The sequence below is a fragment of the Streptomyces sp. SS1-1 genome (genome assembly GCF_008973465.1).
In the GTDB taxonomy this organism is placed as follows: Bacteria; Actinomycetota; Actinomycetes; order Streptomycetales; family Streptomycetaceae; genus Streptomyces.
In genome coordinates this window covers 6,777,368-6,793,707 of sequence record NZ_WBXN01000004.1, presented here as the reverse complement: position 1 = coordinate 6,793,707, position 16,340 = coordinate 6,777,368, and the positions used below count along the sequence as shown (strand labels likewise).

At 73.6% G+C, this 16,340-nt stretch carries 16 protein-coding genes; 10 read left to right on the top strand and 6 right to left on the bottom strand.

All coding sequences use genetic code 11. The annotated features are described in order from the left end of the window. Positions 1-11 precede the first annotated feature (11 nt). The 5 genes from F8R89_RS32490 (at position 12) to F8R89_RS32470 (ending at position 6,435) form a co-directional block, all read left to right on the top strand. Positions 12-2,048: a bifunctional aldolase/short-chain dehydrogenase gene (locus tag F8R89_RS32490; RefSeq protein ID WP_151787330.1), complete on the top strand. Its 2,037-nt coding sequence runs from the start codon at positions 12-14 to the stop codon at positions 2,046-2,048. Continuing rightward, complete coding sequence (locus F8R89_RS32485; RefSeq protein WP_151787329.1) at positions 2,045-3,505, top strand: rhamnulokinase; 1,461 nt, start codon at positions 2,045-2,047, stop codon at positions 3,503-3,505. Before F8R89_RS32490 ends, F8R89_RS32485 begins: the two co-directional genes overlap by 4 nt. A 70-nt stretch (positions 3,506-3,575) precedes the next feature. Continuing rightward, on the top strand, positions 3,576-4,331 hold the full coding sequence (locus F8R89_RS32480) for a (Fe-S)-binding protein (protein ID WP_151788375.1): 756 nt from the start codon (positions 3,576-3,578) through the stop codon (positions 4,329-4,331). Continuing rightward, positions 4,328-5,806, top strand: a complete 1,479-nt coding sequence (locus tag F8R89_RS32475) for a LutB/LldF family L-lactate oxidation iron-sulfur protein (protein WP_151787328.1) — start codon at positions 4,328-4,330, stop codon at positions 5,804-5,806. Before F8R89_RS32480 ends, F8R89_RS32475 begins: the two co-directional genes overlap by 4 nt. Continuing rightward, positions 5,803-6,435 carry a LutC/YkgG family protein gene (locus F8R89_RS32470; RefSeq protein WP_151787327.1) on the top strand — a complete coding sequence of 211 codons (633 nt, stop codon included), beginning with the start codon at positions 5,803-5,805 and terminating at the stop codon, positions 6,433-6,435. The genes F8R89_RS32475 and F8R89_RS32470 overlap by 4 nt, the downstream gene beginning before the upstream one ends. Positions 6,436-6,450: 15 nt before the next feature. Here the strand turns inward: F8R89_RS32470 and F8R89_RS32465 are convergent, their stop codons facing one another. Next, the gene (locus tag F8R89_RS32465) at positions 6,451-7,020 is read right to left on the bottom strand and encodes a TetR/AcrR family transcriptional regulator (RefSeq protein ID WP_151787326.1); all 570 of its coding nucleotides are present in this window, start codon (positions 7,018-7,020) and stop codon (positions 6,451-6,453) included. 123 nt (positions 7,021-7,143) lie between these two features. On the opposite strand from F8R89_RS32465, the gene F8R89_RS32460 reads away from it, so the two are divergent. Together F8R89_RS32460 and F8R89_RS32455 are read left to right on the top strand one after the other, a co-directional pair. Continuing rightward, a complete protein-coding gene (locus F8R89_RS32460; protein ID WP_151787325.1) occupies positions 7,144-8,001 on the top strand; it encodes an AAA family ATPase in 858 nt (285 codons plus the stop codon). Further along, positions 7,998-9,356 carry a VWA domain-containing protein gene (locus F8R89_RS32455; protein ID WP_151787324.1) on the top strand — a complete coding sequence of 453 codons (1,359 nt, stop codon included), beginning with the start codon at positions 7,998-8,000 and terminating at the stop codon, positions 9,354-9,356. Before F8R89_RS32460 ends, F8R89_RS32455 begins: the two co-directional genes overlap by 4 nt. On the opposite strand, the gene F8R89_RS32450 is transcribed toward F8R89_RS32455, so the two are convergent. Continuing rightward, positions 9,357-10,058: an SDR family oxidoreductase gene (locus F8R89_RS32450; protein ID WP_151787323.1), complete on the bottom strand. Its 702-nt coding sequence runs from the start codon at positions 10,056-10,058 to the stop codon at positions 9,357-9,359. A gap of 230 nt (positions 10,059-10,288) precedes the next feature. Between F8R89_RS32450 and F8R89_RS32445 the strand changes: the two genes are divergently transcribed. Continuing rightward, positions 10,289-11,266, top strand: coding sequence for an NAD(P)-dependent alcohol dehydrogenase (locus F8R89_RS32445; protein ID WP_151787322.1), 978 nt, complete (start codon positions 10,289-10,291; stop codon positions 11,264-11,266). A gap of 30 nt (positions 11,267-11,296) precedes the next feature. Here F8R89_RS32445 and F8R89_RS32440 read toward each other — a convergent pair whose 3' ends face one another. The 3 genes from F8R89_RS32440 to F8R89_RS32430 all read right to left on the bottom strand — a co-directional run bounded on the left by F8R89_RS32440 (position 11,297) and on the right by F8R89_RS32430 (position 13,554). Then, positions 11,297-11,653, bottom strand: coding sequence for a cupin domain-containing protein (locus F8R89_RS32440; RefSeq protein ID WP_151787321.1), 357 nt, complete (start codon positions 11,651-11,653; stop codon positions 11,297-11,299). Between the two features lie 134 nt (positions 11,654-11,787). Beyond that, positions 11,788-12,765, bottom strand: coding sequence for a pyridoxal-phosphate dependent enzyme (locus F8R89_RS32435; RefSeq protein WP_151787320.1), 978 nt, complete (start codon positions 12,763-12,765; stop codon positions 11,788-11,790). A 48-nt stretch (positions 12,766-12,813) separates the two neighbouring features. Beyond that, positions 12,814-13,554, bottom strand: a complete 741-nt coding sequence (locus F8R89_RS32430) for an SOS response-associated peptidase (RefSeq protein ID WP_151787319.1) — start codon at positions 13,552-13,554, stop codon at positions 12,814-12,816. A 260-nt stretch (positions 13,555-13,814) separates the two neighbouring features. Here F8R89_RS32430 and F8R89_RS32425 point away from each other — a divergent pair, with 260 nt between their 5' ends. Beyond that, entirely contained in the window at positions 13,815-14,579 is a 765-nt protein-coding gene (locus F8R89_RS32425; protein ID WP_151787318.1) for a GAF and ANTAR domain-containing protein, read from the top strand. Between the two features lie 46 nt (positions 14,580-14,625). Further along, positions 14,626-15,363, top strand: coding sequence for a GAF domain-containing protein (locus tag F8R89_RS32420; protein WP_151787317.1), 738 nt, complete (start codon positions 14,626-14,628; stop codon positions 15,361-15,363). A gap of 16 nt (positions 15,364-15,379) precedes the next feature. On the opposite strand, the gene F8R89_RS32415 is transcribed toward F8R89_RS32420, so the two are convergent. Continuing rightward, positions 15,380-16,336: a helix-turn-helix transcriptional regulator gene (locus F8R89_RS32415; RefSeq protein WP_151787316.1), complete on the bottom strand. Its 957-nt coding sequence runs from the start codon at positions 16,334-16,336 to the stop codon at positions 15,380-15,382. Positions 16,337-16,340 lie beyond the last annotated feature (4 nt).

Below are 16,340 nucleotides of genomic sequence, written 5' to 3'. Positions count from 1 at the left end.
GACTGGTTGTCATGGTTCACCGTGAAGTCGCCGCTCTGCTCGCCCGGTCCCGTCGGCTGGGCGCCGACCCCCGCAACACCAACTACGCGGGCGGCAACGCCTCCGCCAAGGGCACCGCGACCGATCCCGTCACCGGCGGGGACGTCGAGCTGATGTGGGTCAAGGGGTCCGGGGGCGACCTCGGGACGCTGACCGAGGACGGGCTGGCCGTGCTGCGGCTGGACCGGCTGCGGTCGCTCAAGGGCGTCTACCCCGGTGTGGAGCGCGAGGACGAGATGGTCGCCGCGTTCGACTACTGCCTGCACGGCAAGGGCGGTGCCGCGCCCTCCATCGACACCGCCATGCACGGGCTGGTCGACGCCGCCCACGTGGACCATCTGCACCCGGACTCCGGGATCGCGCTGGCCTGCGCGGCCGACGGGGAGAAGCTGACGGCGGAGTGCTTCGGCGACAGCGTGGTGTGGGTGCCGTGGCGGCGACCCGGGTTCCAGCTCGGCCTGGACATCGCCGCCGTCAAGGAGGCCAACCCCCGCGCGATCGGCTGTGTGCTCGGCGGGCACGGCATCACGGCGTGGGGCGACACCTCCGAGGAGTGCGAGCGGAACTCGCTGCACATCATCCGCAGCGCCGAGCGGTTCCTCGCCGAGCGGGGGCGGCCGGAGCCCTTCGGGCCGGTCGTCGAGGGGTACGAGCCGCTGCCGGAGGCCGAGCGGCGGGAGCGGGCGGCGGCTCTCGCGCCGTACGTACGGGCCGTCGCCTCGCGGGACAGGCCGCAGGTCGGGCACTTCGACGACTCGGAGACCGTGCTCGACTTCCTGGCGCGCGCCGAGCACCCGCGGCTCGCCGCGCTGGGCACCTCCTGCCCCGACCACTTCCTGCGCACGAAGGTGCGGCCGCTCGTCCTGGACCTGCCGCCCACCGCGCCCCTGGAGGAGGCCCTGGCCCGGCTGACGGAGCTGCACGCCGCGTACCGCGAGGAGTACGCCGCCTACTACCGGCGGCACGCCCTGCCGGACTCCCCCGCCATGCGCGGGGCGGACCCGGCGATCGTGCTGGTGCCCGGGGTCGGCATGTTCAGCTTCGGCAAGGACAAACAGACCGCCCGGGTGGCGGGCGAGTTCTACGTCAACGCCGTCAACGTGATGCGCGGCGCCGAGGCCGTCTCCTCCTACGCGCCGATCGAGGAGGCGGAGAAGTTCCGCATCGAGTACTGGGAGCTGGAGGAGGCCAAGCTGCGGCGGATGCCGCCGCCGAAGGCGCTGGCGGCCCGGGTCGCGCTGGTGACCGGTGCGGGCAGCGGCATCGGCAAGGCCATCGCGCACCGGCTGGCGGCAGAGGGCGCGTGCGTGGTCGTCGCGGACCTGGACGGCGGGAGCGCGGCCGCCGTCGCCGAGGAACTGGGCGGCCCCGACCGGGCCGCCGCCGTGACGGTGGACGTCACCGACGAGGAGCAGATCGCCGCCGCCTTCCGGTCCGCCGTCCTCGCGTTCGGCGGCGTCGACCTCGTCGTCAACAACGCGGGCATCTCCATCTCCAAGCCGCTGCTGGAGACGTCGGCGCGGGACTGGGACCTCCAGCACGCCATCATGGCGCGTGGTTCCTTCCTGGTGTCCCGGGAGGCGGCCCGGGTGATGACGGCGCAGGGGCTCGGCGGCGACATCGTCTACATCGCGTCCAAGAACGGCGTGTTCGCGGGCCCGAACAACATCGCGTACGGCGCCACCAAGGCCGACCAGGCCCACCAGGTGCGGCTGCTCGCCGCCGAGCTCGGTGAGCACGGCATCCGCGTCAACGGCATCAACCCCGATGGTGTGGTGCGCGGTTCGGGCATCTTCGCCGGCGGCTGGGGCGCCCGGCGGGCCGCGGTGTACGGCGTGGAGGAGGCGAAGCTCGGCGAGTTCTACGCCCAGCGCACCCTGCTCAAGCGGGAGGTGCTGCCCGAGCACGTCGCCAACGCCGTCTTCGCGCTGACCGGCGGCGAGCTGGCCCACACCACCGGCCTGCACATCCCGGTCGACGCCGGGGTCGCGGCCGCTTTCCTGCGATGAGCGGGAAGAGGAGTGGGGACGTACGGGCGTACGCGGCGGTCGACCTCGGCGCGTCCAGCGGGCGCGTCATGGTCGGCCGGGTCGGCCCCGGCACCCTGGAGCTGACCGAGGCGCACCGCTTCCCCAACCGGCCCGTACGGGTGCCGGAAGGGCTGCGCTGGGACGTCCTCGCGCTGTACGCCGGGGTGCTGGACGGGCTGCGGGCGGCCGGGCCGGTCGACTCGGTCGGCATCGACGGCTGGGCCGTGGACTACGGGCTGCTGGACGCGGACGGGGGCCTGCTCGGCAACCCCGTGCACTACCGGGACACCCGGACGGACGGGGTCGCGCGGACGGTGTGGGAGGCCGTGCCGCCCGCCGAGCTGTACGCGGCGACGGGCCTTCAGTACGCGCCGTTCAATACCCTCTACCAGCTGGCGGCCGCCCGGGACTCCGCTCAACTGGCGCAGGCGCGGAGGCTGTTGCTCATCCCCGACCTGATCTCCTACTGGCTGACCGGCGAGCAGGGCACCGAGCTGACCAACGCCTCCACGACCCAGCTGATCGACCCGCGCACCCGCGACTGGGCGTACGGCGTCGCCGACCGGCTGGGGGTCGACCTGCGTCTCTTCGCGCCGCTGCGCGACCCGGGCGACCCGGCGGGCCTGCTGCGCGAGGAGGTACTGGAGGAGACCGGGCTCAGCGGGCCGGTGCCGGTGACGGCGGTCGGCTCGCACGACACCGCGTCGGCGGTGGCCGCCGTACCGGCCGAGGGCGAGCGGTTCGCGTACATCTGCACGGGCACCTGGTCGCTGGCCGGTCTGGAACTGCGGGCGCCGGTCCTGACGGAGGAGAGCCGGGCCGCCAACTTCACCAACGAGCTGGGCCTGGACGGCACGGTCCGCCACCTGCGGAACATCATGGGGCTCTGGCTGCTCCAGGAGTGCCTGCGCGCCTGGGGCGACCCCGAGCTGGACGGACTGCTGCGGGAGGCGGCCCTGGTGCCCGCGCTGCGGTCGGTCGTGGACGCCGGGGACACCGCGTTCCTGGCGCCGGGCCGGATGCCGGAGCGGATCGCCGCGGCCTGCCGGGCGTCGGGTCAGCCGGTGCCCGCGTCACCCGCCGAGATCACGCGCTGCATCCTCGACTCGCTCGCCCTGGCGCACCGGCGGGCCGTCCTCGACGCCCAGCGGCTGGCCGGTCACCCGGTGGACGTGGTGCACGTCGTGGGCGGCGGGGCGCGCAACGCGCTGCTGTGCCGGCTGACGGCCGACGCGTGCGGGCTGCCCGTGGTGGCCGGCCCGGCCGAGGCGGCCGCCCTGGGCAACGTCCTCGTCCAGGCACGGGCCCACGGGCTCGTGGGCGACCTGGCCGACGGGCGGCGCCTGCTGCGCCGTACCCAGCCGCTCGCCCGGTACGAGCCGGGCGGGGACCCGGCGCTCTGGGCGGCGGCGGAGGCCCGGCTCGCCCGGGCGTGAGCGGGTCTGCCCGCGCGCGTGCCGCCGCACTACCCTGACTCGTCCCATGACCGACCCCGAAGGAGCCGCGATGCGTGTCGCCCTGTTCCTGACCTGTGTCAACGACACGCTCTATCCGGACACCGGGCGTGCCGTGGTGAAACTGCTGACCAGGCTGGGTGTCGAGGTCGACTTCCCGATGGCGCAGACCTGTTGCGGGCAGGCGCACTACAACACCGGCTACCGGCATGAGGCCGAGCCGCTGGCCCGGCGTTTCTTCGATGTCTTCGGGGAGTACGACGCGATCGTCACCCCGTCCGGGTCGTGCGGGGCGATGGTGCGGGAGCTGTATCCGCGGATGGGCGAGCGGGCGCGGGCCGAGGGACGCGGCGACTCGCTCGCGGCCACGCTGGCGCCGGTGGTGCCCAGGACGTACGAGCTGACGGAGTTCCTGGTGGACGTGCTGGGGGTGACGGACGTCGGGGCGTACTACCCGCACCGGGTGACGTACCACCCGACCTGTCACGGACTGCGGTCGCTGGGGCTCGGCGAGCGGCCGCTGCGGCTGCTGCGGGCCGTCGAGGGACTGGAGCTGGCCGAACTGCCGGGCGCCGACGAGTGCTGCGGCTTCGGCGGCACGTTCGCGCTGAAGAACGCGGACGTCTCGGCGGCGATGGGCGCGGACAAGGTGCGCAACGCCGTGTCGACGGGCGCCGAGGTGCTGTGCGCGGCCGACAACTCCTGTCTGATGCACATCGGCGGCACCATGGCCCGGCTGCGGACGGGGATGCGGCCGGTGCACATCGCGGAGATCCTGGCGAGCACGAAGGAGGACCCGGCCGTATGAGTGGCACGTTCGTCGGGATGCCGGCGTTCCCCGAGGCCGCCCGCGAGGCGGTGCACGACGCGACGCTGCGGGGCAATCTGCGGCACGCCACGCACACCATCCGCGCCAAGCGCGCCAAGGCGGTCGCCGAGGTGCCGGACTGGGCGGCGCTGCGGGAGGCGGGCAGGCGGATCAAGGACCACACGCTGCGTCATCTCGACCGCTATCTGGAGCAGTTGGAGGCGTCGGTCACGGCGGCCGGCGGCACCGTGCACTGGGCGACGGACGCCGACGAGGCCAACCGGATCGTGGCGGACCTGGTCAAGGCGACCGGCGAGTCGGAGGTCGTGAAGGTCAAGTCGATGGCCACGCAGGAGATCGGCCTGAACGAGGCGCTGGAGGCGGAGGGCATCCGCGCCTACGAGACGGACCTCGCCGAGCTGATCGTGCAGTTGGGCCGGGACCGGCCCTCGCACATCCTCGTCCCGGCGATCCACCGCAACCGGGGCGAGATCCGGGACATCTTCCGCCGTGAGATGGGCGCGTGGGGCCGTCCCGCCCCGGACGGGCTGACGGACACGCCCGCCGAGCTGGCCGAGGCGGCCCGGCTGCATCTGCGGGAGAAGTTCCTGCGGGCGAAGGTGGGGATCTCCGGCGCCAACTTCATGGTCGCCGAGACCGGAACCCTGGTCGTCGTGGAGTCCGAGGGCAATGGGCGGATGTGCCTGACGCTGCCCGAGACACTGATCTCGGTGGTCGGCATCGAGAAGCTCGTGCCGACCTGGCGGGACCTGGAGGTGTTCCTGCAGACGCTCCCCCGCTCCTCCACCGCCGAGCGCATGAACCCGTACACGTCGACGTGGACCGGGACGACCGACGGGGACGGGCCGCGCGCCTTCCATCTGGTGCTGCTCGACAACGGGCGCACCGACACCCTCGCCGACGAGGTGGGCCGGCAGGCGCTGCGCTGCATCCGCTGCTCGGCCTGCCTCAACGTGTGCCCGGTGTACGAGCGGGCGGGCGGGCACGCCTACGGCTCGGTGTATCCCGGCCCGATCGGCGCCATCCTCAGCCCCCAGCTGCGGGGCACCGGGAGCGAGATCGACGCGTCGCTGCCGTACGCCTCGTCGCTGTGCGGTGCCTGCTACGAGGTGTGCCCGGTCGCCATCGACATCCCGGAGGTGCTGGTGCATCTGCGGGAGCGGGTCGTCGAGGGCGGACAGGTGACCTCACGGGGCGACAAGGTGGTCCTGAAGCCCGCGAAGGGGCACGCGGCCGAGCGCGCGGCGATGCGGGCGGCCCGCTGGGCGTTCAGCCGTCCGGGCGCCCTGCGCACCGGGCAGCGGATCGCCTCGCGCACCCGGCGGCTGCATCCGCGGACGCTGCCCGGTCCGGGCCGGGCGTGGAGCGGGACGCGTGATCTGCCGCAGGTGCCCGCGGAGCCGTTCCGGGACTGGTGGCGGCGGACGAACGGCGGAAAGGACGGGGCGAAGTGAGCTCCAGGGAGCGGATTCTGGGCCGGGTGCGGCGGGCGCTGGCGGATGTGCCGCCGGGTGAGGACGCGCCGGTCGAGCGGGACTATCTGCGCGAGCACGGGAAGCGGACCGTCGAGGAGACGGTGGATCTGCTGGCGGAGAACCTGGCGGACTACCGGGCGGTCGTGCACCGGGCGGACGCGAAGGAGCTGCCGGGCCTCGTGCGGCGGCTGCTGGACGCGCGGGGGGCCCGGCAGGTGCTCGTTCCGGCCGGGCTGCCGCCGGAGTGGCTGCCGGCCGACGGCCCCGAGCGGGTCGAGGACCGCGCGCAGAGCACACCCCAGGAACTCGACCGGGTGGAGAGCGTGGTGACCGGCTGCGCGGTCGCCGTCGCGGAGACGGGCACGATCGTCCTGGACGGCTCCCCCGACCAGGGCCGGCGCCGGATCACCCTCGTCCCCGACCACCACATCTGTGTGGTCCGGGTCCCGGAGCAGGTCGTGTCGTCCGTCCCGCAGGCGCTCGACCGCCTGGACCCGGCGCGTCCCCTGACGTGGATCTCCGGGCCGTCGGCGACCAGCGACATCGAACTGGACCGGGTGGAGGGGGTGCACGGTCCGCGCACCCTGGAAGTGATCCTGCTGGGCTGACGGACGGCCGGCCCGTCAGGCCAGGCCGGACGCGTCGAGGAGTACCGTCACGGTCTCCGTGGTCAGCCCGTCCAGGGTCTCGACGCGGGCCCCCGCCCGCGCGTTGGCGCCGTCGAAGACCAGCATGAGCTGCCGGGACAGCAGCTCCGGGTCGCGGGCGCCGCCGCGCTCGGCCTGGGCGCGGAAGTAGTCCCGCATCCCGTCCTTGGCGCCCCGGGCGACCACGCTGGCGGGGTGCTCGGGGTCCTTCAGTTCGACCAGCGCGGCCAGATAGGGGCAGCCCTGGAAGGTGGGCTCGGCCGCGCTCTTCTCCAGGCGCTCGAACACGTGCAGGATGCGCTCGCGCGGGGTGCCGGGCACTTGCTCGGGGAGGATCAGCTGCGCCTCGTACGCGGGGAGCCGGCGCTGCAGGCTGGCCGCCAGGACCTCGTTCTTGGACGTGAAGAGCTGGTACATGGACCGCTTCGAGACGCCGGCGGTACGGCACAGCGCCTCGACGCCGATGGAGACGCCGTCGCGGTAGAAGAGCTCGGACGCCGCGTCGAGGAGCCGGTCCCGGGTGGACGCCTTGTCTGATGTGGCCATACCCGTGAGGGTACCGCGCGCGGGGCCGCGAGGAAACCGATCGGTGTACCGTCTTCCGGTGCCGGGAACGCTCGTGGCATCATCCACTGAACAAGCGCTTGGACACTCCCCTCGGAGGCCCCGTTGTTCACTTCCGTCGACGACGTCTCCGCGCGTCTGGCCGCGACCGGCTACCTCGCCTCGCCCGCCGTCGCCACGACCGTCTTCCTCGCCGACCGGCTCGGCAAGCCCCTGCTGGTCGAGGGCCCGGCCGGGGTGGGCAAGACCGAACTCGCCAAGGCCGTCGCCGAGGTGGCGGACGCCCGGCTGGTACGGCTCCAGTGCTACGAGGGCGTCGACGAGTCCCGGGCGCTGTACGAGTGGAACCACGCCAAGCAGCTGCTGCGCATCAGCGCGGGCCGCGACGAGACGTGGGACGAGACGCGCACGGACATCTTCAGCGAGGAGTTCCTGCTCACCCGGCCGCTGCTGACGGCCATCCGGGGCGACGACCCGAAGGTGCTGCTGATCGACGAGACCGACAAGGCCGACGTCGAGGTGGAGGGCCTGCTGCTGGAGGTGCTCAGCGACTTCCAGGTGACCGTGCCGGAGCTCGGCACCATCACCGCGACCCGCAAGCCCTTCGTGGTCCTCACCTCCAATGCCAGCCGGGAGCTGTCCGAGGCGCTGCGCCGCCGCTGTCTGTTCCTGCACATCGGCTTCCCGGACGAGGAGCTGGAGCGCCGGATCGTCCGGCTGAAGGTGCCGGGGCTCGACGAGGCGCTGGCCCGCTCGGTCGTCCGGGTCGTGGGCGCGCTGCGGGCCATGGACCTGCGGAAGGTGCCGTCGGTCGCCGAGACCATCGACTGGGCGCGCACGCTGCTCGCCCTCGGCGCGGGCACGCTGGACGAGACGGTCGTGCGGTCCACCCTCGGGGTGCTGCTCAAGCACCAGGACGACGTGCTCAAGGCGACCGCCAAGCTCGACCTGGACGCCCTGTGACCACGCCCCCGGGGGTGGCCGAGCGGCTGACGTCCCTGGTGGGGGCGTTGCGGGCGCACGGCGTGCGGATCGGCACGGGCGAGAGCGTGGACGCGGCCCGGGCCGTCGAGGCGCTCGGTCTCGCGGACCGGGAGCTGCTGCGGGAGGGCCTGGCCGCGACCCTGCTGCACGGCACCGGGCAGCGGCAGGTGTTCGACCCGGTCTTCGACCTGTACTTCCCGCGCGGCGTCGGGGGTCCGGAGCAGCCGTCGGCGGGCCGCGAGGATCTGCGGGAGCGGCTGGCGGAGGCGCTCGCCACCGACGACCGGGCACTGATGCTGCGGCTCGCCGCCGAGGCGGTCGACGGCTTCGGCGGCTACGGCTCGGCGCCGGAGTCGGACGGCTGGTCGTCGTACCAGACGCTGGAGCGGCTGCGGCCGCAGACACTGATGGCGCGGGTCCGCGACGACGTACGGGCGCGGGGCGGCACCTCCGGGTTCACCGACCGGCTGCTGGAGGACGAGATCCGGCGCCGGATCGACGCCTTCCGGGCGATGGTGGCCGCCGAGGCGCGGCGCCGGGTGGCCGAGCGGCGCGGCCGGGACGAGATCGCCCGCCGGGCGGTACGGCCGACCGCCGACCGGGTCGACTTCCTGTTCGCCGGCCGGGATCAGCTGGCGGAGCTGCGGCGGACGGTGCGGCCGCTGGCCCGCAAGCTCGCGACGCGGCTGGCCGCGCGGCGCCGGCGGGCCTCGCGGGGCAGCATCGATCTGCGCAGGACCCTGCGCGGTTCGCTGTCCACGGGCGGGGTGCCGATGCGGCCGGTGCTGCGCCGGCGCCGGCCCGCACGGCCCGAACTGGTGCTGCTGTGCGACGTGTCGGGCTCGGTGTCGGGGTTCTCCGACTTCACGATGCTGCTCGTGCAGGCGCTGCACGACCAGTTCTCCAAGGTGCGGGTGTTCGCCTTCGTCAACCGGGTCGACGAGGTGACCGGGCTCCTGGAGCACGGGGCCGCCGACCCGGAGGGGCTGGCCGCGCGCATCCAGGGTGAGGCCGGGATCACCGGCTACCACGGCAGCAGCGACTACGGGATGGCGCTGGGCGAGTTCGCCGAGCGGTACGAGGAGGCGGTGGGCCCGCGGACCACGGTGTTCGTCCTCGGTGACGCCCGCACGAACATGAGCGACCCGAACCTGCCGGCCGTCCGCCGGATCGCGCGCCGGGCGCGCCGCGTGTACTGGCTGAACCCCGAGCAGCACTCCCGCTGGGGCACCGGCGACTCCGCCGCCCCGGACTACGCCGAGCTGGTGGAGATGCACGAGTGCCGGACCGCCCGGCAGCTCAGCGCCCTGGTGGGGCGCCTGCTGCCGGTGTGATCAGGCGGCGAACTTCCCGTAGAGGACCGCCGGGTCGGCGGCGAGTCCGGCCTTGACCTGGCGGGAGACGTCGTCGGCGAGCACCTCGAAGGCGTTCGCCTCGATGCCGTCGAGCGCCTGCGCGGCGACGCTCTCGGCGGTGACCTTGGGCGCGTCGATGTGGGCGGTCAGATCGGTGTCGACGTAGCCGACGTGCAGGCCGGTGACCTCGATGCCGCGCGGGCGCAGGTCGAGCCGGAGCGAGTTGGTCGCCGACCACAGGGCGGCCTTGGAGGCGCTGTAGGAGTGGGCGAGGCCGATCCAGGACAGCACGGAGTGCACGTTGAGGATGTGGCCGCCGCCGTTGCGCTCGAGGACGGGCACGAAGGCGCGGGTGACCAGGAGCGGCCCGTAGAAGTTGGTCTCGAACTCGCGCCGCACGTCGTCGACGGGCGCGTCGAGGAAGTTCGCGTTCACGGACGCGCCCGCGTTGTTGATCAGCAGGGTGACGTCCTGGGCCTGCTCGGCCGCGGCGGCGACGGACGCGGGGTCGGTGACCTCCAGGGCCAGCGGCACGGCGTCGGGGTGGGTGACGGTGCGCGGGTCGCGGGCGGTGGCGTACACCTTCTTCGCGCCGCGCTCGTAGAGGGCGTCGACCAGGGCCCGGCCGATGCCGCGGCTGCCTCCGGTGACCAGGGCGACGGATCCTTCGATGGCGGTCATGAATCTCTCCTCGATAACGGGGGTGCGTGTCGTGCCGACCCGCGAGGAAACCGATCGGTTTCCACTTCCCGCAGCGTAAACCGATCGGTTTTCGGAGGCAAGCGCGCGGGCGTGTGAGGTGCGTGGCCCTGGCACCGGCCGCCGGGGGCCCGGGGAGAAATCAGGGTGCGGCCCGGATGGTCAGGCCCCGCGGCCTTTCCTACGCTCGGCGTGAGTGGAGGGGGGACCCCATGAAGGCAGTGGTCCAGGACCGGTACGGCTCCGCGGACACCCTGGAGTTCACGGACGCCGAACGGCCGGTGCCGGGCGCCGGCGAGGTGCTCGTGCGGGTGCGGGCGGCGTCCGTGAACGCCTACGACTGGCACTTCATGCACGGCGACCCGCTGATCGGGCGCGGCATGATGGGCTGGCGCCGGCCGAGGACCCGTATCCGGGGCCGGGACCTCGCCGGGGTGGTGGAGACGCTGGGCGCCGGGGTCACGGGGCTCCAGCCCGGCGACGAGGTGTACGGCGAGGCCGACGGCACCTTCGCCGAGTACGTGTGCGCCCGCGCCGACGAGATCGGCCCCAAGCCGGCCGGGCTCACCTTCGAGCAGGCGGCCGCGATGCCGCTGGCGGGGAACACCGCGCTGATGGCGCTCCGGGACGTCGCCCGCCTCCAGGAGGGCCAGAGCCTGCTGGTCAACGGCGCCTCGGGCGGCGTCGGCACCTTCGCCGTGCAGCTCGGCAAGGCGTACGGCGCCGAGGTCACCGCCGTGTGCAGCGCGCGCAACGCCGACCTGGTCCGCTCACTGGGCGCCGACCAGGTGATCGACCGCGCCCGGGAGGACTTCGCCCGGCGCGGTGAGCGCTGGGACGTGGTGCTGGACCTCGTGGGCAACCGCTCGCTGGGGGACCTCCGGCGCGCCCTCGCCCCCACCGGGACGCTCGTCCTGTCCGGCGGAGGCGTCTACGAGGGCGGCAGTGTCGTCGGGCCGATGGCGCTGTTCCTCAAACGGCAGCTGGCGGCGCCCTTCGCGGGCGGGCAGCGGCTGCGGGACGTCACCGCCCGGCAGAGCCGCGCCAACCTCGCGGCCCTGCGCGAACTGGCCGAGTCGGGAAGGATCGCCCCGGTCGTCGAGCGGACCTACGAACTGGGCGAAGCGGCCGAGGCGATCCGGTACCTGGAGGTCGAGCACGCGCGCGCCAAGGTCGTCATCACCGTCTGACGGACCGGCACGCGCCCTGGCTCGCCCCGCCTAGTGCTTGGCGAACTCACGGGCCGTCTGGCCCTGGAAGTCGTACACGACGACCTGCTCGTCACCGGCGACCCAGGCGTCGTGCCCCGGGCTGCACACATAGACGTCACCGGGGCCGACCTCGGTCTCGGCGCCGTCGTTCATGCGGATGTGCAGGCGGCCCTGGACGACATAGCCGTTGTGGTGCATCTCGCAGCTGGAGGTGCCCACGATCGGGGCCAGCGACTCGCTCCAGCGCCAGCCCGGCTCCAGGGTGGCCACGGCGAAGTCCAGGTCGCTCAGGTGGACCGCCTCGATGTGGCCGCGGGGGAAATCACGCCGCTCGTCCGGCTTCTCGAGCATCTTCACTTCCAGCATGGCGCGCTCCCTTCGGGCCGCGTCCCGCGCACGCGGCCGGGCCGGTCTCCCAGCGGCCCTGGGCACCGCCGTAGGCGGCCGGCCCCTCTACCACCCCATGGTCCGCCCGGCCACCGGGGCCCGCCAGCCGGGACTCAGCTCCCCGGCCCGCACAGCTCGGCGAACCGTCCGGCGTCCACGTTGCCGCCCGAGACGATCACGCCGACCCGGCCCGGGAGCGGTCCGGTCCGGCCGGAGAGGAGGGCCGCGAGCGGGGTGGCGCCGCTCGGCTCGACCACGATCTTCAAACGTTCGAAGGCGAACCGCATCGCGTCGCGGATCTCGTCGTCGCCGACCAGCGCGATGTCGTCGACGAGCCGCCGGTTCACCGCGAAGGTCAGCTCCCCCGGCGTGTGCACGGCCTGCCCGTCGGCGATGGTGCGGGGCACCGGGACGCTGACGCGGCGCCCCTCGGCGAGCGACCGCCGGGTGTCGTCCCCGGCCTCCGGCTCGACCCCGGTCATCCGGATGCCCGGGTACAGGGCCTTGGCCGCCGTGGCGCTGCCCGCCATCAGCCCGCCGCCGCCGACCGGCACCACCAGCAGGTCCAGCTCCCCGGTCTCCTCCAGGAGTTCGAGCGCTGCGGTGCCCTGCCCGGCCATGATGTGCGGATGCTCGTACGGCGGGATCACGGTCAGGCCCCGCTCGGCGGCCAGCGCCTCGGTGATCGCCACCCGGTCCCCGGTGTAGCGGTCGTAGGTGACGACCTCGGCGCCGTAGCCCTCGGTCGCGGCCCGCTTCGACGGCGGCGCGTCCTCGGGCATGACGATCACCGCGGTGGTCCCGAGCTCGCGGGCGGCGAGCGCGACGGCCTGGGCGTGGTTCCCGGACGAGTAGGCGGCGATGCCCCGGGCGAGCTGATCGGGGGTCAGCCGGGACGCCGCGTTGTAGGCGCCGCGGAACTTGAAGGCGCCGACCCGCTGGAAGTTCTCGCACTTCAGGAACACCTCGGCACCGACCCGTTCGTCCAGGACGCGTGAGCGCAGCACCGGGGTGCGGTGGGCGACGCCCGCGAGGCGCGCGGCCGCGTCACGGACGTCGTCCAGGGTGAGCGTCGGGGTGGTGGTCGTCACGCGTGCCCTCCGGCGGGGTGAGGTCGGTCGTGCCCGGCGCCCCCGACCCTACGTCCGTTCCTCCAGGAGCCGGGGGCCGTTGTTGCGGACGTTGTTCACCGCCGTGGAGACGGGGCGGGCGGCCAGGTGGCCCTCCGCCGGCTGGACCAGCAGGGCGCGCAGGCCGTCCGGGGACTCGTGGCGCGGGTCGAGCCAGGCGTCGTAGTGGTCGGGAGCGAGCGCCAGCGGCATCCGGGGGTGGACGCGGCCGGCGGCGTCGGTGGCCTCGGTGGTGATGATCGTGCAGCTCAGCAGCCAGGCCGCCGGGTCGTCGTCGTCCTTGACGGCCGGGTCGCGCCAGAACTCGTACAGACCGGCGAGGGCCAGGACGCTTCCGTCCTCGGGGTGGATGAAGTAGGGCTGCTTGCGGACCTTTCCCGAGGGGTCGTCGCGGACCTGCTCCCACTCGTAGAAGCCGTCCGCCGGGAGCAGGCAGCGGCGTTTGACGAAGGCGCGGCGGAAGGCGGGCTTCTCGTGGACGGTCTCCACGCGCGCGTTGATCAGCCGGGCGCCGGTCTTCACGTCCTTCGCCCAGGACGGCACCAGGCCCCAGCGCATCGGCCGCAGCACGCGCGGCGCCGGGGCGTCCTCGCCGGCGCCGCGCGGCCGGCGTTCCAGGACGGCCCACACGTCATCGGTGGGAGCCACGTTCCAGCTGGGTTCCAGGGCCTCCTCCGGGTGCCACTCGTCGACCTGGAACAGCTGGGCCAGGTCCTGGGGGCTGCGGGTGGAGGCGTATCGGCCGCACATGGGGCCACTGTGCCACGGCACCGGGTCCTGTTGAGCCGAACGGCTCACGGGTGCCCGGCGCGCGTTTCCCTCCGGCATGCCGAGGAAACCCGGCGACCGTGCCGGGGCCGGACAGCCGGAGCTTCCAGCCGCCCCGCACCGACGGAAGCGGACCGGGCCGCCGGGTGCGGGGCCGCGGGCGCCGGGCGGTACGACGGAGGAGTTCCTTGTGCCAAGATCGGACAAGCCTTGTCCAGCGTGGCCGCGGGGAGGTGAGGGTCGTGGCCGATGACGGTCTCCTCGGGGACGGGGACGCCGAGCGGGCGATGGACGTCGAGCGGACGCGGATCGCCCATGAACTCATCGGCCGGGTGCACGGCCTGCCGGCCGCCGCCGTGCCGGAGGCCCTGTGCGAGGCCTGCGCCACCCTGCTGCCCGAGATGTCGGGCCTGTCGGTGTCGGTCCTCGGCAACGGCACCTCCTCCGGTGTCGTGCTCTGCGCCAGCGACGAGGTCTCCTCCCGCCTCGCGGACATCCAGTACACCCTCGGCGAGGGCCCCAGCCTGGAGGCGGTCCGGCTGCGGGCCCCGGTGTCCGCCACCGATCTCGGGTCGCCGCCCGACACACGCCGCTGGCCCCTGTTCTCCGTGCAGGCTTCGAGAGCCGGCGCGGCGGCCGCCTTCTCGCTGCCCCTCGCCGGCGCCGGGGCGGCTCTGGGCACGCTGGATCTCTACCGTGACGTGCCGGGTTCCCTGCCCGTGGAGCGGGTGCGCACCGCCCTGCTGGTCGCCGACGCGGTCACTTTGACCGTGGTCGCCCTCGACCACGCTTCGCCCGACCCCGAAGGAGTCGTAACGTGGCTGTCAGGAGCGGAGACCGACCGCGAGGAGGTGCATCAGGCCACCGGCATGATCATGGTCCAGCTCGGCGTCAGCGCGGAGGAGGCGTTGTTGCGCCTGCGGGCGCGGGCTTTCGCCCAAGGCAGCACGGCCGTCGAGGTCGCGCGTGCCGTACTGAACCGCTCCCTCGACCTGCGAGACGACTGACCGAACCGATGATCCGTGTCCGAACCATCACGCCGGGGAGGCGCGCATGAACCGCGAGCGGCAGCTGGCGCAGACGTTCGTCGCCCTGTCCGACACCTACGCGGCGGAGTTCGACCCGCTGCGGTTGTTCCAGCGCCTGGTGCACGCCTGCACGGACCTGCTGGAGACGGACGCGGCGGCCGTGATGATCGGTGACGCGCGCGGTCATCTCAGGACCATGGCCACCACCGACGAGGAGGCCGCCTTCATCGAGGTGCTCCAGGTGCAGACCGGCCAGGGGCCCTGCATGGAGTGCTACCGCACCGCCCACCCGGTGTCCGTCCCGGACATCGCGGTGGAGTACGCGCGCTGGCCCAGACTGGTCGGCGTCATGCTGGAGACCGGCTACGGCTCCCTGCAGGCGGTCCCGATGCAGTTGCACGACCGTCCCATCGGCGTCCTCACCCTGCTGCGCGGCAGCACCGGCCGTCTCCCCGAGAACGACGTGCATCTCGCGCAGGCCCTCGCGGACTCCGCCACGCTCGGGCTGATGCACTGGTCCACCGAGCCCGCCCGGAGCGACGACGTCATCACCCGCGTCCAGAGCGTCATCGCCGCCAAGGCGACGCTGGACATCGCCCGGGGCATGCTCGCGCAGCACGCGGACGTCAGCGTCGCCGAGGCCGCCCGGCTGCTCAACACGTATGTGACCCGGGGGCGGTGCCGCCTCACGGACACCGCGCACGCCCTCGTCGCGCGGGAGCTGGACCTGTCCGAGGTCGTGGAGGGCCAGCGCCTGCCCTGACCCTCCCGACGGCCGCTCAGCCGCGCAGCGTGCGCGACGGGCTGGTGCCGTACATCGCGCGGTACAGGGAGGCGAAACGCCCCGGGTGCGGGAATCCCCAGCGGGCGGCGACGGCACCCACCGACGTGTCGTCGCCCGGTCCGGCCGCGAGCAGATCGCGGTGGGCGTGGCTCAGCCTGACCTGCCGTACGTAGCCGAGCGGTGTCGTGTCCAGGTGCCGGCGGAACGCGTACTGCAGCGTCCGGATGGTGACGTGGGCGGCGGCGGCGATGTCGGCGACGGTGATCGGCTCGTGCGCGTGGTCGTCTATGTACGCGACGGCGCGCCGCAGGGTCGCGGAGTGGGCGTCCGCGCGGTCCCGGGCGGTGGGGTCGGTGCGCGCGTTGTTCGGGAAGGCCGCCAGGACGCTCGCGGCGAGCAGCTGGGCGCCGGCCGACACGACCAGCGGCTCCGCGGCGGCGTCCGTGTCGCCCAGCACATGGTCGCGCAGGTAGACGATCGTGCGCCGGAGCCGCTCGGCGGCGGCCGGGGCGTGCGGCCGGTGCCCGGTGAGCCGGACGGGCTCGAGCAGCGTCTTCCCGGACCCGGCGGCGACCTGGTCGAGCAGGCCGGGGTCGAACATGGTGATGTTGTAGCGGGCGTTGTCGACCCGGCCCGCGAACGGCAGGTCCGGCGGCGCGAACAACACCGCGTCACCGGGACCGAAGTCGTCCCGGACCCCCTGGAAGACGTGGTCGCGGACGGTGCCCTCGTGGACGACGCACAGGCAGATCCGGCCGAGCGGGGCCACCGAGTAGGTCATCTCGAAGTCGAGTTCGAGTTCGTCCACGCTCATCGACGCGCCGGCGTCGCGGCGGACGCGCGCCCTGCTGGACTCGGGGGTGGTGCTCCCGATGCGCATGCGGGCGTAGGCGCGGCAGAGGAACTCCTCGGTCACCTCGAGGTCGTCACTGTCGAAGATCAGCGAACCCATGGGA

Coding starts and splice junctions, on each gene's coding strand:
- F8R89_RS32475 (WP_151787328.1), top strand. CDS start 4,328: ATGAGTGGCACGTTCGTCGGGATGCCGGCGTTCCCCGAGGCCGCCCGC.
- F8R89_RS32450 (WP_151787323.1), bottom strand. CDS start 10,058: ATGACCGCCATCGAAGGATCCGTCGCCCTGGTCACCGGAGGCAGCCGC.
- F8R89_RS32490 (WP_151787330.1), top strand. CDS start 12: ATGGTTCACCGTGAAGTCGCCGCTCTGCTCGCCCGGTCCCGTCGGCTG.
- F8R89_RS32465 (WP_151787326.1), bottom strand. CDS start 7,020: ATGGCCACATCAGACAAGGCGTCCACCCGGGACCGGCTCCTCGACGCG.
- F8R89_RS32485 (WP_151787329.1), top strand. CDS start 2,045: ATGAGCGGGAAGAGGAGTGGGGACGTACGGGCGTACGCGGCGGTCGAC.
- F8R89_RS32480 (WP_151788375.1), top strand. CDS start 3,576: ATGCGTGTCGCCCTGTTCCTGACCTGTGTCAACGACACGCTCTATCCG.
- F8R89_RS32430 (WP_151787319.1), bottom strand. CDS start 13,554: ATGTGCGGCCGATACGCCTCCACCCGCAGCCCCCAGGACCTGGCCCAG.
- F8R89_RS32440 (WP_151787321.1), bottom strand. CDS start 11,653: ATGCTGGAAGTGAAGATGCTCGAGAAGCCGGACGAGCGGCGTGATTTC.
- F8R89_RS32415 (WP_151787316.1), bottom strand. CDS start 16,336: ATGGGTTCGCTGATCTTCGACAGTGACGACCTCGAGGTGACCGAGGAG.
- F8R89_RS32420 (WP_151787317.1), top strand. CDS start 14,626: ATGAACCGCGAGCGGCAGCTGGCGCAGACGTTCGTCGCCCTGTCCGAC.
- F8R89_RS32445 (WP_151787322.1), top strand. CDS start 10,289: ATGAAGGCAGTGGTCCAGGACCGGTACGGCTCCGCGGACACCCTGGAG.